Genomic DNA, 16,805 nt, shown 5'->3' on the forward strand with positions numbered 1-16,805 from the left:
CTTCAAACGCGGGAGGCGGTGACGGCGTCCGGGGCTCAGGCCGGAGCCATCAGCAGCGGCCGGGCCCGTTCCCGAAGCTCCACCACCCGCGGCTCATCACCGTACGGCTCCAGCCGATGAAGCAGATCCTTCACGTACTCGGTGGTACGGGCCGAGGAGATCCGCCCCGCGACCTCCACCGCCCGCACGCCCTGCTCGCACGCCGCGTCGAGATTGCCCGACTCGAGCTCGGCGACCGCCGAGACGACGAGGCGGAGCCCGTGCGACCGTACGAACTCCTCCGTCGGCTTCGACAGCGCCTGCTCCGTGAATCGTCGCACCTGACGCGGTGCCTTCAGGTCCCGGTAGCACTCGGCCGCGTCGGCGGCGAACCGGTCGTACGAGTAGAACCCGAGCCACGACGGATCGTTGTCCCCGTCCCGGGACCGCTCCAGCCACCCTTCGGCCGCCTTGAGTGCCGCTCCGGCCGCGGCGGCGTCACCCGCACGCGCGTGTGCCCGCGCCTCGACGAGCCGGAAGAAACTCATGGTGCGGGCCGTCGCCAGCCCCCGGTTGCGCTCCAGCGCGGCCTGCGCGAGATCGACGCCCTCGTCGCCGAAGCCTCGGTAGGTCGCCTGCAACGACATCGACGCCAGCACATACCCGCCGAGCGGTACGTCGGCCGCTGCCCGGGCCAGCCGCAGTGCCTGGATGTAGTACCGCTGTGCCGCCTCCTGCTGGCCCGTGTCGAAGGCCATCCAGCCGGCGAGACGGGTCAGTTCGGCTGAGGCGCCGAACAAGGCCCGGCCCACCTCGTCGGAGTACGAGCCGAGCAGCAGCGGTGCCGCCTCCACCCTTAAGCACTCCGGCACCATGGACGAACGCCAGTCGCCGCCTCCGTACTTGGAGTCCCAGCGCCTGGCGTCCTCGGCGGCCTCCCGCAGCTTCTGCACGTCGCTGTGGCCGACTTTGAGCGGTGCGCCGGAGTCCTCGGAGTGGTTCACCTCGCGCGCGACCGAGCTGTCGGCCGGGGTTATCAGCCACCGTGAGGCGGGCGTTGCGTATGCGCTCACTGCGAACGAACCGGCGAGGGACTGCCAGATGCCGCCCGCGCCCGACCGGCGGCCGGCGAGGTCGAGACGGTAGAGCTCCGTGGCCGACCTGACGGCCTGTCCGACGTCCCTGGGGAAGGCGAGGCCCACCTCCGGTGCGGGATCCGCGTCCGCCAGGCCGATCTCGTGGAGCGGCACCGGGCGGCCGAGCTTCTGGCCGATGGCGGCGGCGATGAGGTGCGGCGCCGCACCTTGCGGCACCATTCCCTTCGACACCCAGCGCGCCACCGACGTCTTGTCGTAGCGAAGAGTCAACCCGCGTTGAGCGCCAAGATCGTTGACGCGACGCGCGAGTCCTGCGTTGCTGATTCCCGCGAGGGCGAGAACGGTGCCGAGTTTTTCGTTCGGCCCGCGTTGCTCCCTGGACATGCGCCACCCCTCGACACAGACGGCTGCCGCGCTGGCATAACCACGCGGCATTCGTAAACCCAGCGTAGTTCGCCGCATCCCAAGCGTTAAGAGGCATTGTTCCGGATGGCGGGATTGTGGTCCGTACTGAAGTACGGGTCCGATACGCGCAGTTGTGTCGTGCTCCCGCTGTGTGGCCGTGCGCCTGTCCGTGCGCTCTTCTCCGGCCAACGGGGGAGCGCTTCCATGGATGATGCGTGGGTCGGCCCGCTGTACTGGATCCAGTGGGCTGGGGGACACCGCCGCCTACATCCCCGCGGGCGGCGGACGGGCCCGGGGGGCGAAGTGGCGTCTCCCGGGCTGCGCGCCTGTCGTGCGGCGCGCGGACTGTGTACGGAGCGTGGGTGAGCCTGTCCCCATGACGCCGATTTGGCCGAAAACAGACCCTCGTCTTCGCGGGTGATCAGCCCTCCTACCATGGCAGTTGAGGGCGCGTTAGGCGTTCTGGGGGAGCGTATCGGGGGCGCATTCGCGTCGCACGCCCCTTGCCCCGCGTGGGTGTTCGCAGGCGTACGCGGGTGTTCACAGGGGCGCGTTCCCCGCATCTCAAGCGGCTCCACCGGCCCTCCGGCACGCTTCCTTCATGGCAGCATGGTGACCGGTTCGTACGGTGCACTGGTTGTCCACAGCCTGTGGAGGCGTCGATGCGGTGGTTGGTGGGATGGAGCAGCACCGCCGCGGGCGTTTCCGGGATCGGGGCGGCCGGGGCGACCGGAAGCGACGGCGAGACCGTGCACCCGGTGGGTTCCCACCTGTTGTGGGGTGACCCGGATCCGCTGTGGGCGGTCGGCGACTGGCGCCCCGACGAGGTGCGCGTGGTCACGGTCGACGCGCAGACCCGGATCGCGGTCCTCGGCACCTGCGGGGCCTCCGACGAACAGCTGCGGGTCGGACTGCTCGCCGCGCGCGGAGGGGCACTTCGGCATCTGACGGCCTGGTCGGGGGCGTACACGGCGGTGGTCCAGGTGGGCCGCCGGATCACCGTCGGCGGCGATCTGGCGGGCGCGCGGCCGGTGTTCCACACGCCATGGGCCGGCGGTACGGCCTATGCGACGGCGGCCCTGCCCCTGGCCGACCTCATCGAGGCCAACCTCGACTTCGGGCACCTCGCCGCGCTGCTCGCCGCCCCCGACGTACCGGCCGCGCTCCACGACTCCACGCCCTATGAGGGTGTGCGGCGCATTCCGCCGGGTCACGCGCTGATCCTGCGCAACGGCGCGCGAGAGATCGCCGGCTACGAGCCGGTCGCCTCCCTCGCGGTCGCCGCGCCCTCCGCCGACCCGGACAGCGCGGTCGACGGTGTGCGGGACGCGCTGGTCGAGGCGGTGCGTGCCCGGCTCTCCGCGCCCCGGCACGTGCCCGACATCGACCCCGGTCCCGTGCCCGGCATGGGGCCCGCCGAACGCCGTGCCGCGCGCGGGATGCCGGTGCCGGGGATCGGGGCCGACCTGTCCGGGGGGCCCGCGTCGGGGACGCTCGCCCTGCTGGCAGCCGGGTTGCCCGGGATGCCGGGGACGGTCCTGGGGCACGGCACCGGGGCGGGCGAGCGGCTGCTCGCGGTCACCTTCAACGACCTGGCCGTGGGCGGACGGGAGGCCGAGCTGGAACGGGCGGGGACGCTCGCGGCGAACCCTCGGCTGCACCATGTGGTGGTGACCGGCGGCGAGGAAACGCTTCCCTACGCCGAACTGGACGGGCCGCTGACGGACGAACCCGGACCGTGCCTGGTGACGGCCGCGCGGCACCGCGCCCGGCTGGCCGCGGGCAGCGCCGACCACTTCACGGGCTACGGGGCCCGGCAGGTGCTGGACGCGCATCCGGCGCGCCTCGCGGACCTGCTGATGGACCGCAAGCGTCGCCACCTGGTCAGGCCGGTGGCCGCCCTGGCCAAGGCGGACGGGTCCGTGCTCGTCCCCGCGCGCGTGTACGGCGCTGCGCGGCGGCTGGCCCGTACGCCGTACCGGGTCGGTCTGGAGATGTTGGCCGACCGGCTCATGCATCAGCGTTTCGACGAGCCCGGGGGTGCGGTGGGGGCGTCTCTCGCCGCGCTCACCTGGGCCAGACCGGGGCCTGCGGCGCGGTGGCTGACGGGGGAGGCGCTGGCTGAAGTATCGGTTCGCCTGCAGGGGGCCACGCATCGATCCGGGGTGGGTCCCGGGCAGCATCCCGGCGATTTCCGCGCGCGTGCGGCACTCGCTCGTCACGCCTCGGACCTCCGCGTCCTGGAGCAGGCCGTGGAGATCCGCTCCCAGCGGCTGCACGCGCCGTTCCTGGACAACCAGGTGGTACGTGCCTGCCGTGCCCTTCCGGAGGCGCTGCGGGTCCGGCCGGGGGCCCGCGCGGATATCCTCCGTACGGTCCTGGAGGGCGCCGGTGTCTCCGACCTCCCGCCCGGCTGGGGTGCCCCGTCCCACGCCTCCTCGGCCGCGGCGACCCGTACGGGGCTGCGGGTGTCGGCGGACTCCCTGATGTCCCTGTTCGGCACACCGTTGTTGGCACAGGCGGGTCTGGTGGAGGCCCGGGTGGTCCGCAAGGCGCTCCGGGCGGCGGCGGAGGGCGAACCCCTGCCTCTGGACGGCCTGGCGGACCTGGTCTCACTGGAACTGTGGCTGGGACGGCTGCTGGCCCGCCGCGGCACCTGCTGGACCGGAACCCCGGCACGCGCGCGTGCGGTGCCGGCGGGGATCCGGCCGCAGCGGGGGGCGTTGGGGGCGGGTGCCTCCGGCGGTTGAGCGGGTTTGCCTGCGGCGCCTGTGCGGGTTCGGTGGGGGCGGGCGTTGTGCGCAGTTCCCCGCGCCCCTGGATGCCTGCGGCGGCCCGTTTCGGCTTCGGTGGGGGCGGGTCGGTCCGTCGTGGCGCGGGTGACTGCAACTCCCCAGGGGCGCGGGGAACTGCGCGACCAGTCCCCACCGGCCTGCACCCGCCCGACAACCCGACCCGGCACCCCCGTAGGCGCCCCGCCCAAGCCCAGCGCAGCTGCCCGCGGGGAACTGCGCGACCAGCCCCCACCGGCCTGCACCCGCCCGACAACCGGAACCGGCACATCCTGGCGCCACCCGGCGAAAAGGCGCAGCCGATGGCAGGAACCCGGTGACAATGAACCGGTGCGGTACAGAATCCTGGGCGTGACCGAGGCGGCGGACGATCACGGCATCGGCATACCCCTCGGCGGCCCCCGCGTGCGCACCCTGCTCGCCGCCCTCGCCCTCCGCCCCGGCCGTACCGCGAGCCCCGAGACCCTGATCGACGAGGTCTGGGGTCAGGATCCGCCCCAGGACGCCACGGCCGCCCTCCAGGCACTGGTCGGCCGTCTCCGCCGTACCGTCGGCAAGGACACGATCGTCTCCGAACCCGGCGGCTACCGGCTGGCCGCCACCGAGGACGACGTGGACCTGTATGTCTTCGAGCGCCTCGTACGGCAGGGAACCGTCGCCCTGGCCCACCGGGACGCACGGACAGCCGCGCGGAACCTCACCGCGGCCCTCGCCCTGTGGCGCGGTGACGCCCTCGCCGACCTCCCCGACCGCACCGCCGCGACCCGCCCCGAGACACTGCGCCTGGAGGCCACCCGGACCCGGATCGAAGCGGATCTGCTGCTCGGCCGTGCCCAGGACGTCGTACCGGAACTGAAGGAGCTGACCGGGGCGCATCCGTACGACGAGCCGCTGCACGTTCTGCTCATCCGCGCCCTGCGCGACACCGGCCGTGGCGCCGACGCCCTCGCCGCCTACGAGACCTCCCGCCGCGCTCTCGCCGACGGACTCGGCACCGACCCGGGCCCGGAGTTGCGAGACCTGCACGCCGAACTGCTCACGGTCCCTCTCAGCAGCCCCCGTGCCGAACGCACCGGCAACATCCGTCCGCGCCTTACCTCTTTCGTGGGCCGGGAACCCGAACTCGACGCCATCCGTTCCGAATTGCACAGGGCCCGCCTCGTCACCCTCACCGGACCGGGCGGATCCGGAAAGACCCGCCTCGCCGAGGAAGCCGCCGCCGGGCTCCCGCAGGCGTGGCTGGTCGAGCTCGCCCCGCTCGACCGGCCGGAGGCGGTGCCCGGCGCGGTGGTCAGCGCGCTCGGTCTGCGCGAGACCGTGCTCATGACCACCGAGCTGACGGCCCCGCAGGACGACCCGATCGCCCTGCTCGTCGAGTACTGCGCCCAGCGCAGCGAGCTCCTGATCCTTGACAACTGCGAACATGTCATCGAGGCGGCGGCCCGCCTCGCGGAGACCCTCCTCACCCGTTGCCCGGGGCTCACCGTCCTCGCCACCAGCCGTGAACCCCTGGGAGTGCCGGGCGAGTCCGTGCGCCCGGTCGAACCCCTCCTCCCCGACCAGGCGCACCGCTTGTTCGCCGAGCGCGCCGCCGCCGTCCGCCCCGACGCGGCCGCCGTGCTCGCCGACCGGGAGGCCGTTGCCGAGATCTGCCGGCGCCTCGACGGGCTGCCGCTCGCCATCGAACTGGCGGCGGCCCGCCTGCGCCTGCTCACCCCCCGCCAGATCGCCGACCGCCTCGACGACCGTTTCCGCCTGCTGACCTCCGGCAGCCGTACCGTCCTGCCCCGCCAGCAGACCCTGCGGGCCGTCGTCGACTGGTCCTGGGAGCTGCTGGACGAGCGGGAACGCACGCTGCTGTGCGAGGTGTCCGTGTTCGCGGGCGGCTGGGAGCTGGAAGCGGCGGAGGCCGTGTGCACCGGGCCGGCCGCGGACCTCCTGGGCGCGCTCGTGGACAAGTCCCTGATCGTGGCCACCCCCCACGAGCGGGACGGCTCCGACGGCATGCGCTACCGCCTGCTGGAGACCATCCACGAGTACGCCGTCGAGCGCGCCGCCGAGCGCCCGGAGCTGCGCGCCGCCGCCGAGCTCCGGCACCGCGCGTGGGTGCGCGCGCTCGTCGAGGAGGCCGAACCACAGCTGCGTTCGGCCGGACAGCTCCCGTGGATCTCCCGTCTGGAGACCGAGCTGGACAACATCCGCGCGGCCGTCGACCGCACGCTCACCGCGGGCGACGAGGCGCAGGCCGGTGTCCTGGTCCTCGCCATGGGCTGGTTCTGGTGGCTGCGCAACTACCGCCGCGAGGGAATGACCTGGGTGGACAGGATCCTGCGCCTGGGGGTGGCCCTGGACAGGGCGGCCATGACGCGCACGCATCATCTCCCGTCCGGTGGCGAAGCCGAGGACCCGATCGACGCCTACCTCACTGCCCCGCACACCGAGACGAACCACCCGGCGCACCGCCGACGCATGAACCTCCGGATGCTGCATCTCTTCCTCACGGCCGAGACAGAGCCCATGGACGGCGACCTGGACCCGCGCCTGCGCCGCTATGTGGAACTCGTCCGCAACCACTTCGCCCGGGGCGGTCCCGACGCCGCCCGCCTCCCCGGCATCGTCTGGCCCATGATCGGTCTCTCGCTGAAGGACTCGGTGGACATCCGCCCCCTGATGGACGCCTCCGTCGCCCACTGCCGAACCCATGGCGACGACTGGGCCGTAGCCACCGCCCTGATGCTGCGCACCCACATGGTGGTCGACTCGCCGGGCGGTCTGACCGGTGTGGACGCGGACCTGGAGGAACTCCGCGGGCTCAGCCGCCGCGTGGGCGACCGTTGGCTGCGCGCCCAGGTCAGCAGCGCGGCCGGCGAGGCTGCCATGGCCCGCGGCCGCCCCGCCGAGGCCAAGGAGGAGTACGAGGAGGCACTGCGCCTCGCCTACGAGGTGGGGGCGTACGCCGAGACGCCGTTCCTCATCGCCCGGCTCGCCGAGGTCGCGTACCGCACCGGCGACCGCTCCACCGCGCTGACCACCCTGGACGAGGCGAGCGCCGCGGGTGACCGGTACGGCGTCCCGGAGACCCGGGCGTTCGTCAGGCTGATGCGGGCCCACATCGCCCTGGAGGACAAGGACACCGCCCGCGCGCGCGAGTTGGTCGACGCGGTGCGCGAGGAGATCGGTCAGTCGTCCCCGCCACCCCAGTTCACGGTGATGCTGAACTCGGTCGCCGCGATGGTGACGACCACCGAGTCGGGCCCGGAGCACGGCCTGCCCCTGCTGGCGGACACCGTCCGCGAGGCCATCGAGAAGCGGTGTTCCGACACGGTCGTGGCGGCGCTCGTGGACGGCGCGGCGGCCCTGCTCTGCGACCTCGGCGACCTCCCGCGCGCGGTCCGGCTGCTCGGCGCCGCGGAGCGCTGGCGCGCCGGCGACCCTCGCCCGCACCCCGAACGCGTGGGGGCGGAGCGAGCGGAGGCCACCGCCCGCACGGGCCTGGGTTCCGCGCGTTACATGGCGGAACACGCCCGGGGCTCGGCCCTCACGCCGGACGAGGCCCTCGCCGAACTCGACGAGGTGGCGCGGGCGCGGCGCGCTATGAACACCTGAACTTCGACTCCGCCCAGTCCGCGAGCATGAGGTCGTCGAAGGGGCTGTGCGGTTCGACCACCAGGCGTACGGTCCTGCGCCCGGCGAGGTTCACCTGCACGGGTACGGCCGGGTCGCCGCCCTCGACCAGCCCGGACCTCCACAGCCGCACCCCGTCGGCGTAGACGGAGAAGTACACCTTGCCGAGACCCAGCGTCATGTCGTCGACGCCGACCCTCGCGTCGTAGGAGGAGCAGGCGCGGTTGAGGTCGATCGTGACGGAGGAGCGGCCGTGCACGGTCACGCCGTGGGCGTACTCCTGGTCGGCGACCGAGACGCCGTAGCGCTGCCACACCCAGCTGCTCTCGCCGATCCGCATCTCGGGCTCGCTGCCGTCGCCGGAGACGTCGTAGGCCAGCTCGCTCCACTGGTAGACGGCCGGAGGGGGCGGGGGAGTCGGCGTAGGGGTGGGCGTGACGGCGGACTTCGGGGGCGTTGTCGGTTTCGGGGTGAGGGTCGGCGTGGGAGCCGGGGTGGACTTCTGGCCCGGTGAGGGGGGCGGGGTCGGTGTCGGCTTCGGGGACGGTGCGGCCGCGACGGGGACCATGAGGGGCGCCGACTCGGGCTTCTTCGGGGAAGGCGTGGGCGCGGGGTCGGCCGGCTCGACCACCGGCGCGGACGCGGGCGGCTTGGCGTCCTGCTTCCTGGCCGGGCTGTCGTCGCCGATCAGCGCGAGCGCCACAGCGGCGGCGGCCACGGCGACCACACCGGCCGCGATACCGGCCTTCACCGGCGCGCCCAGCCCCTCCGAGGCCGCTGCTCCGCCGGCTCCCGCCCCGCCCGAGGAGCCCTCGCTCGCCGTGGCGGCCGCGCCCGCGGCACCGGCCGCTCCCGCCCCGGCGCCGCCCGCGATGAGCCCAATGGCCTTGGCGTACCCGGCGGCCCCGAACCAGCCGATGACCGCGATCGGTACGACGGCCGGGATACCGCCGGCGACTTCCTTGATCTGGCCCGCGGCCAGCCGGCACTTGGCGCACTCCTCCAGGTGCTTGCGCAGGCCTCGTTCGGCACGGGTGCGCAGGCCGCCGCGGGCGTAGGCGCCCAGCCGGTCGGCGTAGCGGGCGCACTCCTCGTCGGCGGCGAGGGTGGCACTGACGTGGGCCTGGAGGTACGCCTGCTTGAGGCCCTCACGGGCGCGGCTGGCCAGCACACGCGTGCCGTTGGCGTCGAGCCCGAAGAGCGTGGCGACCTCGCTCGGCGACTCGTCCTCGACCTCGGTGTGCCACAGCACGGCCTGCCAGCGCTCGGGCAGCGACCGGAAGGCCTGCATGGCCATGGACTGTTCGGCCACGTGCATCGCGCGCACGTCGGCGCCCAGGTCCAAGGTGTCGTCGTCGGAGACCTCGGACGAACGCGTGGCCTGCGCGGCGAACACCGCGAAGTCGTCGACGAGCTGCTCCCGCCTCGCCGACTTCGTCCAGCGGGCGGCGACACGGCGGATGCTGGTGAGCAGATAGGGGCGCACGGCGTGCTCGGGGCCGTGGCCGCCGCGTACGGCATGCAGCATGCTGGCGAAGACCTCGGCGGTGAGGTCGTCCGCGGTGTGGCCGTCACGGCAGCAGGTGCGGGCGTAGCGGCGCACCGCCCCCGCGTGGCGCCGGTAGAGCGCCTCGTACGCCCTGTCGTCGCCGGAGCGCATCCGGTCGATCAGGTCGGCGTCGGACAGCGGCAGCTCCCTGGGCGGAGGAAGAACGCCGCCGTCCAACCGCCGGTCGCGCTGGGCCGGGACGCTGCCCTCGACGGGTTCGCCGCCCTGTGCCGGGATGCCGCCCTGCGGGATCCCGGCGCGGCCACCCTGGCCCGGCACCTGTGGGGTGCCCCCGGCTTCCCCGTCGCCCTCGCCAAGGGGGTCGTTCCGCCCGTCAACGCTCATCGCGGAATGCCCCCGCCGCCGGCCCAACCAGTCCCGAACACCGGGTCAGAGTGCCATATTGGCTTTTGGTCAGTGCCCTGCCGTACGGGGCATCCACTCATCCGTGGGGACTTCCCGCACGGCAGCACTGAGCATCACCCGTCCGGGGAAGACTCAACTGTTGCGGCTGGCGCAGGAGTTGGTTCGCCCGCCCAAAAAACGCCGAAATGGTCCGGGGTGCGGACGTCAAACGACCGCACCCCGCTGTCACCCTTTCGAGTCACACCGGCCGGGACCGCAACCCCTCCAACAGGATGTCCAGCAGTCGCGCCGAGGCGGCCGCCTGCTGCGCCGCGTCCGGCAGCGAGGGCGCCGCGGTCGCGATCACCAGGAGGACGTCCGACACCGACACGTCGGTCCGCAGCTCACCGGCCGCACGCGCGCGGTCCACGAGCCGGCCCACGACCTCCAGCAGTGCCGCCGCCCCGGTGTCGTCGTCGGCGGAGACCATCGGAGCCTCCTCCGGCACCAGCCGCAGCTCGCCGGAGCCCGGAGTCGTCCGCTGCTGCGGGACCCGCGTCCCGTCGTAGCCGTCGGTGCCCTCGTCGGAGACCCCGACCCGCAGCACCTGCGGGGGCAGCAGCCGCCCGGCGCCGGACGCGACCGACGTGCGCAGGAAACGCGACAGCGCCGACCACGGTTCGTCCTCCTGGCCGAGTGCCGCCCGCGCCTGGTCGGTCAGCCGGGAGGTCTCCTCCTCGGCTATCCGCCGGACCAGGACGTCCTTGCTCGGGAAGCGCCGGTACACCGTGCCGACACCGACCCGGGCGCGCCGCGCCACGTCCTCCATCGGCGCGCCGTAGCCCAGCTCGCCGAAGACCTCGCGCGCCGCGCGCAGTACGTGTTCCAGATTGCGCTGTGCGTCCACGCGCAGCGGGGCCGAACGCGATCCGTCACGTCCGTTGCCCGCCGCGCTCATCGCCGAACCCATCGCGCCGCCCATCGCCCCGCCACCGGGTGCGATGGCGGACGCGGTAGACCAATGAGAGTCCTGAATGTGCATAAATAATCCCCCGGTAATGACGTCTCCCCCCGGAGACTCTCCCCGCCATCGAAAGCCGGAGCGTGCGGAACAAGCCCGTTTCGCGAGTCCGCCCGTCGCGGACCCGGAGCGCATCCCCCTACACCCCGTCGACACACGAACATAGTTGAGTGGGGGTCAATTCAGAAGGGGCAGGTTCCGCACGGAGCGCCCCCCGATCGGAGTACGGGTGGCAAACGCCCCGATTGCACCCCCTCCGCCCGCCCGGCGCACACCCCTTGACCTGCGCACCTTCCACGCACTCCGGAGATCCGGCCAACCCGGCGCGCCGATGAACTCCGGTCACACAATTTGTCGAGGCTGTGGACAAACTCAAGCGACGGGTGCGTCATGGGATGGTGAAGGAACGTGCGCGCATTCTGGTTGTCGGCGGCGGCTACGTCGGGATGTACACGGCTCTGCGTCTGCAGCGGAAGCTGAAACGGGAACTCGACCGGGGCGAAGTCGAGATCACGATCGTCACGCCCGACCCGTACATGACCTATCAGCCGTTCCTGCCCGAGGCGGCCGCCGGATCCATCTCCCCGCGCCATGTCGTCGTACCACTGCGCCGCGTCCTCGACCGCTGCCGTGTCGTGGTCGGCGAGGCCACCGCGATCGACCACGCCAAGCGCACGGCCTCCGTCACGACCCTCGCCACCGAGGAGGAGCGGACGGGCGGCGAGCAGCTGTCGTACGACGAACTCGTCCTCGCCCCGGGTTCGGTCGCGCGCACGCTGCCGATCCCCGGACTCGCCGACCACGGCATCGGGTTCAAGACGGTCGAGGAGGCCATCGGCCTGCGCAACCACGTCATCGAGCAGATGGACATCGCCTCCTCCACCCGCGACCCCGCGATCCGCGACGCGGCTCTCACCTTCGTGTTCGTCGGCGGCGGCTACGCGGGCGTGGAGGCGCTCGGCGAGCTGGAGGACATGGCCCGCTACACCGCGCGCTACTACCACAACGTCCGTCCCGAGGACATGAAGTGGATCCTCGTCGAGGCCTCCAACCGCATCCTTCCCGAGGTCGGCGAGGAGATGGGCCGCTACACGGTCAGCGAACTGCGCCGCCGCAACATCGACGTACGGCTGAACACCCGCCTGGATTCCTGCGTCGACCGCGTCGCCGTCCTCAGCGACGGCAACCGCTTTCCCACGCGTACGGTCGTGTGGACGGCCGGCGTCAAACCCAGCCCGCTCCTGGCCGCCACCGACCTCCCGCTCAATGAGCGAGGGCGGCTGAAATGCACCCCTCAGCTCACCGTCGACGGCACCACGCACGCGTGGGCGGCCGGAGACGCGGCCGCCGTCCCCGACGTCACCGCCGAGGAGCCCGGCAAGGAGACGGCCCCCAACGCCCAGCACGCCGTCCGCCAGGCCAGGGTCCTCGGCGACAACATCGCGCACGCGCTGCGGGGTGAGCCCTTGGAGACGTACTCCCACAAGTACGTCGGCTCGGTGGCCTCCCTGGGCCTCCACAAAGGTGTCGCGTACGTCTACGGACGCAAGCTGAAGGGCTACCCTGCCTGGTTCATGCACCGCGTCTACCACCTCAGCAGGGTCCCCACCTTCAACCGCAAGGCCCGCGTCCTGGCCGAATGGACCCTCTCGGGGCTCTTCAAGAGGGAGATCGTCTCCCTCGGTTCACTCGAACATCCTCGAGCGGAGTTCGAACTCGCGGCCGGTGGAAAGCATCCTCACGACCCGACGAACGACCCGAAGGGGTCGTCCTGACCGGACCGAGGAACTCCACGGACCGCCCCGGCGTCTGACGAATGTCGCCCGGTCGGTCACCCTGCCAGACTGGTGCCCGACTTCGGGCGGGCAGCCGCCCGTCCCTCGAACCAAGAGGTTTTCCCACCGTGCTGCACCCCCGGGCTGCCGTCCCCAGCCCCCCGGCCGGGCCCGGAGCCGGCCCGAAGACGCCGAAGACGACGACACGAGGCAAGGATTCGTGAACTTCACGCGCTGGAGCGCCCGCCTCCCCGGAACGCAGCGCCGCGCCGCAGCGCGGACCGACGATTTGGTCACCGAGGACCGCCTGAGCGAGGGTGCCGTCCCCGCGGCCCGCGCCGAACAACTGACCGTGCCCGTCCCCGCCGTCGACGAACTCCCCGTACGTGAGGTCCTCGACCGTGTCCCCGCCCTCGTCGCCCTCGTCCACGGCCCCGATCACCGCCTCGCCTACGTCAACGACGCCTATGTGGTCGCCTTCGGCCTGCGCCCCACCGGCGAACCGGCCCGCCGAGCCCTCCCGGAGCTCGACGAGATCGGCCTCCTCCCGCTCCTCGACCAGGTCCTGCGCAGCGGCAAGCCCCGCACCGTCAAGTCACGCAAGGCCCCCGACGGCCGCTCCTACACCTTCACCTGCACCCCGGTGACGGAAGGACACGGTGGTGGTGGCGGTGGCAGCGGTGTCCTCGTATTCGCGACCGACGTCACCGACCACGCCGAGGCCGCCGAGCGTCTCCGGGCCAGCGAACGCCGCCAGCGCGAGACCGCCGTGACCCTCCAGCGCAGCCTGCTCCCCCAGGAGCTCGAGGAACCGGACGACCTGCGCATCGCCGCCACCTACCTGCCCGGCGGCACGGAGGCCGCGGTCGGCGGCGACTGGTACGACGTCATCACCCTCGGCGGCGGCCGCACGGCCCTGGTCATCGGCGACGTCATGGGCCGAGGGGTCCGCGCGGCGGCGGTCATGGGTCAGCTCCGAACGGCCGTCAGGGCTTACGCCCGCCTGGACCTGCCCCCGCACGAGATCCTCCAGCTCCTGGACGGCCTCGCCATGGAGATCGACGCCAACCAGATCGCCACGTGCGCGTACGCCATCCACGACCCGAACGAGGGCAAGCTGGTCTACGCCTCGGCCGGTCACCTGCCCATCCTGGTCCGCGACGAGAGCGGCGTCGTCCTGCGCGCCGACGAACCCACCGGCCCGCCGCTGGGCACCGGCGGCTGGATGCACGCCTCGGGCTCCATCCCCCTCGGCCCGGGTTCCACGGCGGTGCTCTACACGGACGGCCTGGTCGAACGCCGTGACGAGGACCTGGACGAGGGCATCGCCGCGCTCGAGCGCGCCCTGGCCGGCGCGACCGGCAGCCCCCAGGTGATCTGCGACCGCCTGGTCCGCTCGGCCGGCGTCACCGCGGAACACGACGACGACGTGGCCGTCATGGTCCTCCAGCACCCGGCCCATACGGGCCCCGACGGCGATCTCTTCCGCAACGCCGCGTTGGAACTGCTGGGCGGAGTCGAGGCGGCTCCACGCGCGCGTGCGTTCGCCTCCGGCGTGCTGACGAGCTGGCGGTTCCCGGTGGAACTGCATGATCTTGGCGTGCTGGCGGTGAGCGAGCTGGTCGCCAACTCCCTGCAGCACGGGACCCCGCCCATGCGGTTGCGGCTCCGCCGTACCGACCGGCGACTGATCGTCGAGGTGACGGACGGGGACGACCATCTGCCCCGGCGTCGGCGGGCGGAACCCGGTGACGAGTCCGGTCGGGGGATCGCCATCGTGGCGACCATCGCGTCGAACTGGGGGTCTCGGAGGACACCGGGGGGCGGGAAGGCGGTCTGGTGCGAGTTCGTGTTGCCGAAGGGGTAGCGCGGGTCGCGTTGTTCCCCACGCCCCCAGGGGGTTGCAGCTAGGCGGCCACGGACTCCGACGTCGCTCCACCCTGGGCCACCACTCGGCTCTTCCGCAGTGCCGGCTGGTTCTGTACGGGGGTCAGCTGCCTGCCCAGCCGGACGGCCAGGTAGGTGATCCCCAGCGAGAACAGCAGGAACGTCACGATGTACGGCGTAGGCAGGGACGCACCCATCGGGCCGCCGACCGCCGGGCCCACCGCCAGGGCGAGCTGCTTCACCAGGGCGAAGGCGGAGTTGTACTGGCCCGCCATTCCCTCCGGCGCCAGATCGGCGACGAGGGGGGCCACCGTCGGCGACAGCATCGCCTCGCCCAGCCCGAACAAGGCGTACGTCGAGACGAAGGCGGCCGTGGCCATCTCCTGGCTGCCGTGCCCGAGGCCCGCGTAGCCCGCCACGATCCACGCCACGGACCAGATGATCCCGACCGCGGCGATCACCCGTGACCGCCTCCGCCGCTCCACGAACTTCAGCACGGCGAACTGCGCCACCACGATCATCGCGGTGTTGGCGGCCAGAGCCGTCCCCATCGCGGAGGGGGAGATGCCGGCGGACTCGACGCCGTAAGCGCTCAGCCCGGACTCGAACTGTCCGTAGCAGGCGAAGAACAACACGAAGCCCAGCACGCACAGCTGCACCATGGCGCGGTTGCCGAGCAGCTGCTTCCAGCTGCCCTTGGCGGACGGGGTCGGCGCGCCCTCGATGCGGGGCGCGTGCGGCAGCCGCAGAGTCGCCATCACGACCACCAGCAGCAGGAACACCGCCGCCTCGATCGCGAACAGCACGGTGAAGGACGTGGCGCTCGACGTGTCGACGAGATGCCCGCCGATGAGACCCCCGACACCGAGTCCGAGGTTCTGCAGGAAGAACTGCGTCGCGAAGGCCCGGGACCGCGTCTCCGAGGTGGAGCAGTCCACGATCATCGTCGCCAGCGCCGGCTGCATGACGGCCTGACCGGCCCCCAGCGCGGCCGCCGACAGCAGCACGGTCTCCGCACGGCCGGCGAGGCCGAGACTCATCGCCCCGAGCGCGGCCGTGATCAGGGCGATGAGCAGCACCGGTAGCGGGCCTCGCCGGACGATGGCCCGCCCGGCGAACGGCAGCACGATCAGTGCCGCCACGGCGAAGACGGCGAGGACCAGCCCCGCCGTCATGGCTCCCAGACCACGCACCTGCGCCACGTAGACGTACAGGTAGGGCACGGTGAAACCGAGCCCGAACGCGCTGAGTGCGTTGCCCACGTGGATCCGGCGCATCGCTGCGCCCATCGCCCTGGTCACGTTCACCTCTCTCACTAGTTAGACGTGAAGACTTCAAAGCTAAAGTTCGAAGCTAAAGAGTACATAGTGAAGGACTTCAAGGCAAAGGAGGCGCGTGCCATACTGCGGCCATGGCCGAGACTCCCGGCGTCCCCGAGCCGACGCTCGAAGAGCAGATCGCCGCTTACCAGCGCGAGTTCCAGGACCTCGACCCCCAGGTCGAGCAGATCGTCTCGGCGCTCTCCCGTCTGAACCGCCGTATGAACGTCGCTTACGGCCGTCAGACCGCAGATCTCGGCATCAGCAACGCCGAGTGGGAGGTCCTCAAAGCCCTCGTGCTCTCCGGTGCCCCCTATCGGATGGGTCCCAGCGAGCTCGCCAAGCGCCTCGGCCTCACGCCGGCCGCGATGACCCACCGCATCGACCGCATGCTTGCCGAGGGACTGGTGACCCGGGAGCGGGACGAGACCAACCGCGTCCGCGTGATAGTGGAGCTGACCGCCGAAGGCCGCGAGAAGTGGCTGGAGGCGATGCGACTGGCCACGGTCTTCGAGGAGGACCTGCTCCAGGATCTGTCCGCCGAGGAGCGCAACACCCTCGGGGACGTCCTCACCCGGCTTCTGCGTAGGGTGGAGCACGCACAGCCGGACGCCGGTGGGCGGCTCAGCGACCTCGACTAAAAGATCTTGACAGAGGGTGCTTGACAGCCACTTGCCGGATCCGTAAAGTTCTTCGGGTTGCCACGGAGCCGTAACGGTTCTGTGGTAGCGCCTCCGCCGCGCAAGCGGCCACTCAAACCATCAGAACGATCTCCCAGCCGGGATGAATTCGGTGTGCCCGAATTCAATTCGATTGGGGTGCGGCCCTCGATTTGGGACCGCAGCGAGAGTCCGCTAAGGTTTGAGACGTCGGAACGGCCCAACAGCCGGGAAGACAAGCCCCGCTGACTGGGAATCAGGCCCGAAAGGATCTGATAGAGTCGGAACCGCCGGAAAGGGAAACGCGAGAGCGGGAACCTGGAAAGCACCGAGGAAATCGGAACCGGAAACGG

At 71.9% G+C, this 16,805-nt stretch carries 9 protein-coding genes; 5 read left to right on the top strand and 4 right to left on the bottom strand.

Annotated features, from left to right (window positions below):
* Positions 1-35: 35 nt before the first annotated feature.
* Positions 36-1,460, bottom strand: coding sequence for a hypothetical protein (locus RNB18_RS48050; RefSeq protein ID WP_057609392.1), 1,425 nt, complete (start codon positions 1,458-1,460; stop codon positions 36-38).
* Between the two features lie 683 nt (positions 1,461-2,143).
* Here RNB18_RS48050 and RNB18_RS48055 point away from each other — a divergent pair.
* Together RNB18_RS48055 and RNB18_RS48060 are read left to right on the top strand one after the other, a co-directional pair.
* On the top strand, positions 2,144-4,231 hold the full coding sequence (locus RNB18_RS48055) for an asparagine synthase-related protein (RefSeq protein WP_311720485.1): 2,088 nt from the start codon (positions 2,144-2,146) through the stop codon (positions 4,229-4,231).
* A gap of 372 nt (positions 4,232-4,603) precedes the next feature.
* The gene (locus tag RNB18_RS48060; RefSeq protein WP_311720486.1) at positions 4,604-7,879 is read left to right on the top strand and encodes a BTAD domain-containing putative transcriptional regulator; all 3,276 of its coding nucleotides are present in this window, start codon (positions 4,604-4,606) and stop codon (positions 7,877-7,879) included.
* Here the strand turns inward: RNB18_RS48060 and RNB18_RS48065 are convergent.
* Positions 7,866-9,791: a sigma-70 family RNA polymerase sigma factor gene (locus RNB18_RS48065; RefSeq protein WP_311720487.1), complete on the bottom strand. Its 1,926-nt coding sequence runs from the start codon at positions 9,789-9,791 to the stop codon at positions 7,866-7,868. The genes RNB18_RS48060 and RNB18_RS48065 overlap by 14 nt on opposite strands.
* Before the next feature lie 259 nt (positions 9,792-10,050).
* Positions 10,051-10,833, bottom strand: a complete 783-nt coding sequence (locus tag RNB18_RS48070; RefSeq protein WP_311720488.1) for a TetR/AcrR family transcriptional regulator — start codon at positions 10,831-10,833, stop codon at positions 10,051-10,053.
* 374 nt (positions 10,834-11,207) lie between these two features.
* On the opposite strand from RNB18_RS48070, the gene RNB18_RS48075 reads away from it, so the two are divergent.
* Together RNB18_RS48075 and RNB18_RS48080 are read left to right on the top strand one after the other, a co-directional pair.
* Positions 11,208-12,587, top strand: a complete 1,380-nt coding sequence (locus tag RNB18_RS48075) for an NAD(P)/FAD-dependent oxidoreductase (RefSeq protein WP_311720489.1) — start codon at positions 11,208-11,210, stop codon at positions 12,585-12,587.
* Positions 12,588-12,807: 220 nt separating this feature from the next.
* Positions 12,808-14,454, top strand: coding sequence for a SpoIIE family protein phosphatase (locus RNB18_RS48080; RefSeq protein WP_311720490.1), 1,647 nt, complete (start codon positions 12,808-12,810; stop codon positions 14,452-14,454).
* A gap of 40 nt (positions 14,455-14,494) precedes the next feature.
* On the opposite strand, the gene RNB18_RS48085 is transcribed toward RNB18_RS48080, so the two are convergent.
* Entirely contained in the window at positions 14,495-15,763 is a 1,269-nt protein-coding gene (locus tag RNB18_RS48085) for an MFS transporter (RefSeq protein WP_311720494.1), read from the bottom strand.
* A gap of 122 nt (positions 15,764-15,885) precedes the next feature.
* On the opposite strand from RNB18_RS48085, the gene RNB18_RS48090 reads away from it, so the two are divergent.
* Positions 15,886-16,434, top strand: a complete 549-nt coding sequence (locus RNB18_RS48090; protein ID WP_266517189.1) for a MarR family winged helix-turn-helix transcriptional regulator — start codon at positions 15,886-15,888, stop codon at positions 16,432-16,434.
* Positions 16,435-16,805 lie beyond the last annotated feature (371 nt).

Source organism: Streptomyces doebereineriae (assembly GCF_031845645.1).
Classification (GTDB): domain Bacteria; phylum Actinomycetota; class Actinomycetes; order Streptomycetales; family Streptomycetaceae; genus Streptomyces; species Streptomyces canus.

Bases quoted from the DNA above. Each gene is read 5' to 3' on its own strand.
- RNB18_RS48050 (WP_057609392.1), bottom strand. From the start codon at position 1,460: ATGTCCAGGGAGCAACGCGGGCCGAACGAAAAACTCGGCACCGTTCTC.
- RNB18_RS48055 (WP_311720485.1), top strand. From the start codon at position 2,144: ATGCGGTGGTTGGTGGGATGGAGCAGCACCGCCGCGGGCGTTTCCGGG.
- RNB18_RS48065 (WP_311720487.1), bottom strand. From the start codon at position 9,791: ATGAGCGTTGACGGGCGGAACGACCCCCTTGGCGAGGGCGACGGGGAA.
- RNB18_RS48070 (WP_311720488.1), bottom strand. From the start codon at position 10,833: ATGCACATTCAGGACTCTCATTGGTCTACCGCGTCCGCCATCGCACCC.
- RNB18_RS48075 (WP_311720489.1), top strand. From the start codon at position 11,208: ATGGTGAAGGAACGTGCGCGCATTCTGGTTGTCGGCGGCGGCTACGTC.
- RNB18_RS48085 (WP_311720494.1), bottom strand. From the start codon at position 15,763: ATGGGCGCAGCGATGCGCCGGATCCACGTGGGCAACGCACTCAGCGCG.
- RNB18_RS48090 (WP_266517189.1), top strand. From the start codon at position 15,886: ATGGCCGAGACTCCCGGCGTCCCCGAGCCGACGCTCGAAGAGCAGATC.